The following is a 4,347-nucleotide window of genomic DNA, read 5'->3' on the forward strand; positions in this document are numbered from 1 at the left end:
TAAAATTTCTGCTTTTTACGTCCCACCGAATCACAAAATGGACAAGTTGTTACATGCTCGGGACCTGAGCCGACCTGGGTTAGATTCAAGCCATACCTGCGGAATATGTCCAGATGATTTTCCATAGAATTCCTTTCTCTCAATAATCAACCAATTGAATAATATGCGTCATACGTATGCAGACTCGCCTCTACCAGTGCAGGGGTTCAAGAATTGTTGAACATTGTTCACACAATTGTGAACACCAACATGGAACTCATCCCCAGGTGGGGCTAATCTGTTGTTCTAAAGAGTACGGGAATTGTCTTGGGGGCGGAAGAGGGAAGTGAAGTGATTTGTTTGTCTAAGTAATCCAGCTAGGTGGTTTTTCCAAATTGTCCCCATATGAGCAAGATTTTGTTGAGACGTTAATATGTTCCTTGAGATGCTCGTACAGGCTTCGATTAATATATTTTAGCTTGGACAGTTCTCTTGATATTGCTCGTTGCACGTTATGATATGCGTAAACCTGATCTTTTATCAATTCTTTCGATATGCCTTTGTAAGAGATTCTTCTTTTGTGCAAATTTAGTTTCTCATACTCTTTTTTTGCCCGGTCGAATGCTTTATCATCACCCTCAGAATCTGCTTGCTTCATTTTCTTTTCTAATCTCAGTAAATCACGTTTGATGTCATTCAGGTACTTCTTATCTTGTATTAAGGGAATTTCAGCACCAGATGAAACTTTCTCAAAATCGTGAGATCTGGAGTGCGTAGGTTCATTTTTCGCATCTAGATATTCAAGATTGTGATCATCCTTCGTATCTTCTTTGGCAGCCATGATCTCATAGGAATCCATAGTAGCACGCTCAATCTCATCATTTTTGGCATACAAATTAACTCTCACATGATCTTGGATTTCCCTTACCTCCCATACTTGTCTTGGTTTTCTCAGCAGTTCTTTGATGTAGAAGAGACCAATATTATTTGAACGAGTGTGGTCTTTCCTACCCCCATAACTGATCTGCCAATATCCATCGTAGGGACGGAAAATATACTCGGAAGCTTCTTTCTCAGATCCTCTCTCCTGTAGGTCTGCTGTTTTAATATCCACTGATTTGTTGATCGAGGCGAAAGGAACTTCAAAGCCATTTTCTATAAACCAACTCTCGAAAAAGGCGACCGCAAGATTTGTGAATTCTAGACGACTGTTGATGAGGGCGTTGTTGATATGCTTTTGAAGGTTCTTTGACTCCGTCCTTGCCCGCTCGAGTTCTTCAAGATTCATTTTCGATAACAATTCCCTGAGGATTATCGGATGCGAAGCGTATCGATTAAATTCCTCTGATCCGAATACAGGTGGTTCCTCAGGGAGTGGCTCACGCCACTTAAATGGCACTTTTTGAATAATCTCGAAGAGACTTTTTTCAGTCCACGAATCTTCAGTACTCCATATAAAATCTCTGTCAGATATTTTCCGCATCATTTCTGAACGAAGTCCCAGCAAATTAAAGTCATTCAATCTGGCCTGAAGAAGTCGGCGGTGATAGTCAGGCTTGTAGGCACCTTGACTTTCCGGGCCATATGCTACAGCATTCATACTGAATTCAATTCCGAGCTTCTCCAGTACATTAGCTCTGATCGAATGCCCCTTATATCGGTGCTCATGATAATATGCGGCATGAAGGGTGAGAAAGTACCGGTGCGGATTCAACTCTTGTTCTGACATCAGTCGTACCTTTATGTCGAAACGTTCAGTGAAGTATCGTCTCTGAAAATGAACAAGTGAAAATACTAGTAGATTGCTGTCCAAGATAAGCCATTCTATAATATTTTCAAACAATTCATGCTGCCCCAAAGGGGAGCCAGATATCGATCAAGTAATTCAAAATAAGTGCGATCGCTAAATACAGAGCTTTGAACAATGTTCCCAATTAGTTGAACCCCATAATAAACGGAGAGAGGAAAGGTACGATTTCCTTTCCTAGGAACTATGTTACAGTCGAAAAGGGGAATCAAATGACTTTCAAAGTTGTAGTAATGCCGCATGGGCGGTTTGAAGGTGTTAGCGGAATGCTAGTGACAGATCCCGCTGATTCGAAGTATGGAACCCCATGCATCGAAACTCTTGGCTTAAGGTATTATCCAGATGATGTACTCTGGGTCTATGCATGGAATAAAGCTGCCAGAGATGCTGCAATTGAAGCGGGATACAGGGTATGAAAGCGCTTGGAAAATGTAATGTATCTTGATTTGGTTTAGCTGATGGGCTAGCCCTGGACAAACAAAAGCTTAAGCCTAGATCTAATACCCGTACACCGCCTGTGTACGCTTCGTGTACGCTACAAAATCAGTTTCTGGCACCTCCTGGTATGGCGAATTTAGGCATATGGCCGTGTACGGGCGCACAGCGAATAATCGTGTTTCTAACCGTGTGTTATGCATACGCTTAGAATATACTTGCCATGCCTCCAAAACGTATGCTACCATACGCTCGGGCTATGATGCTTTGGCATTCAATCACATATTTCGTCGGCTCCCCGCCGCTCATCTCTAGCATCATAGCCCGTTGCTTCTGAGGCGGGGTTTCGGCGTTTTGATGGGGAGGAATGAGCGTGGCAGGTATTGTCCGATATCCAGGTGGCGCCAAGAACAAGGGCAACAGGAACCGGTCCGGCAAATTCTACTGCCGGATATACATCTCGGCTAATGGCCAGGCGGGCCGCTCAAAGCTGATTCCGCTCCGAACCGAGGACCCCAAGATTGCCGCCATCCGGTTGGAGGAGATCGAAAGGGTGGAGATGAGCATCAAGGCTGGCGTCGAGTTCCAATTCTCCTGGCTATCAGGCAAGCCCACTGAGCTGGTGCGGATGACAGTGAGACAGGCGGCAGATGATTACCTCAAGGCCCGGGCGCTCGAAGGTATACGCCCCAAAACTTTGGAGGTCTATTCACTTGCCCTGCAGCATTTTATCTCGGTGGCTGGGGTGCGGTCACCTATCGATTCAATCGACGGCAACACCATTGATCGCTTCAAGCATGCCTTTCTGGGGCGGCACTCCACGACAACGCTGAACATGAACCTGCGTTCACTTAAGACATTCCTCACATGGTCTGTCGAAAAAGGCCTAATGCCGAAGGTTCCGACCATCAAGCAGATTCGCCAGGGTCGATCCTTGCCAAAATACATTTCTGATCCCGAGTTCGACCTAATCCAGGAGGAAGCCACACCGTTCTTGGCCGATGTATTCTGGTTCTACCGCGAGACTGGCTGCAGACTGCGAGAGCCATTTCGTGCGCTGTTAAAGGGGATGCACCTCATTGTCGCACCCGAGGATGCGAAGGCCAGCGAGGAGCGCCAGATCCCACTAAACCCCGACCTCGTCAGGATCTACGAACAGATTATGGCTTCTAATCACAGGCCCGAGTATTACACGAAGGCATTTAAGAAAATCACAAGAAAACTTGGGCTCACGGGTCATCGCTTCCACGATCTCCGCCACACCTTCGGTGTGCGCACCTGGCTCCAAACCGGCGATATCATGCTTGTCAGCAATCTCATGGGCCACCGCAACCTTGAGACCACCATGATCTACACCAGATTCCTGCCCTCCCGGCTGGCCGAGGATTTCCCCGACCTTACGGCTTATGTAAGTGAACATTCAAAGGGCAGGGCGGAGAGGTTGGGGATAGGCTAATCATCTTCGGTCTGGCTTGTTGTAATTTCACGCTAGACAAACCAACACCTCTTGACCATGTTATGAGTGATTTAAACTTGCGATTTGTGTATTTCGATACTGGCATCATCAGCCATATTGCCAAAGCTAAAGTCTTGTGGCCCAGGTTGCGCCGCTTCCTTGAAGAAACGGATTTGATTCTAGGAATTTGTGAGGCTCAGCTACTCGAATTACACTATGCGAAAGGACTTCACGAACGGATTGCTGAACTCATATCTACTGTTCCGTCAGGAATGATGAAGCGCCGAGATACCATTCTGAGTGAAGAAGTGGATGCTTACCCGCATATAAGGCAAGAAAGCCTATCTCATCTCCCGTATTTACTAGACGCGATACCAGGCACCACTCGTGGCGCAGATTTAATTCGAAAATTTCTGTCTGAGGATACGGTTTTAGCTGAAACACGGAAACAGCAGATCGCTGATGCAGAAGAGATGAAAACACGCTTGCCAAGTTTGAAAAAGAACTTTGCACCCTCAAGTAATGGCAAGTATACTGTATCACACGCATCGGAATTTATCTTCGACTTGACCGTGCAGTGGCTACTGCCAGACCATCGAGATTTCCTTCTCCGATTTAAGGATGACGCACAGTCACTTCAATCTGAGGTGTTTCTGTCTGTTCAACTCTT

Annotated in this window: 4 protein-coding genes; 3 read left to right on the forward strand and 1 reads right to left on the reverse strand. The window is 45.9% G+C overall.

The features are described from left to right. Window positions 1–343: 343 nt before the first annotated feature. Window positions 344–1,708, reverse strand: a complete 1,365-nt coding sequence (locus tag IH971_04495) for a hypothetical protein (GenBank protein MCH7497094.1) — start codon at window positions 1,706–1,708, stop codon at window positions 344–346. Window positions 1,709–1,998: 290 nt separating this feature from the next. On the opposite strand from IH971_04495, the gene IH971_04500 reads away from it, so the two are divergent. From IH971_04500 to IH971_04510, 3 genes are all read left to right on the forward strand, one after another. Further along, the gene (locus tag IH971_04500; GenBank protein MCH7497095.1) at window positions 1,999–2,202 is read left to right on the forward strand and encodes a hypothetical protein; all 204 of its coding nucleotides are present in this window, start codon (window positions 1,999–2,001) and stop codon (window positions 2,200–2,202) included. A 392-nt stretch (window positions 2,203–2,594) separates the two neighbouring features. Next, window positions 2,595–3,677, forward strand: coding sequence for a site-specific integrase (locus tag IH971_04505; protein ID MCH7497096.1), 1,083 nt, complete (start codon window positions 2,595–2,597; stop codon window positions 3,675–3,677). Window positions 3,678–3,739: 62 nt separating this feature from the next. Further along, window positions 3,740–4,347: hypothetical protein (locus IH971_04510; GenBank protein ID MCH7497097.1), on the forward strand; the 608-nt coding region annotated here is incomplete at its 3' end.

It is taken from the genome of Candidatus Neomarinimicrobiota bacterium (assembly GCA_022560655.1).
Lineage (GTDB): Bacteria > Fidelibacterota > Marinisomatia > SCGC-AAA003-L08 > TS1B11 > JADFSS01.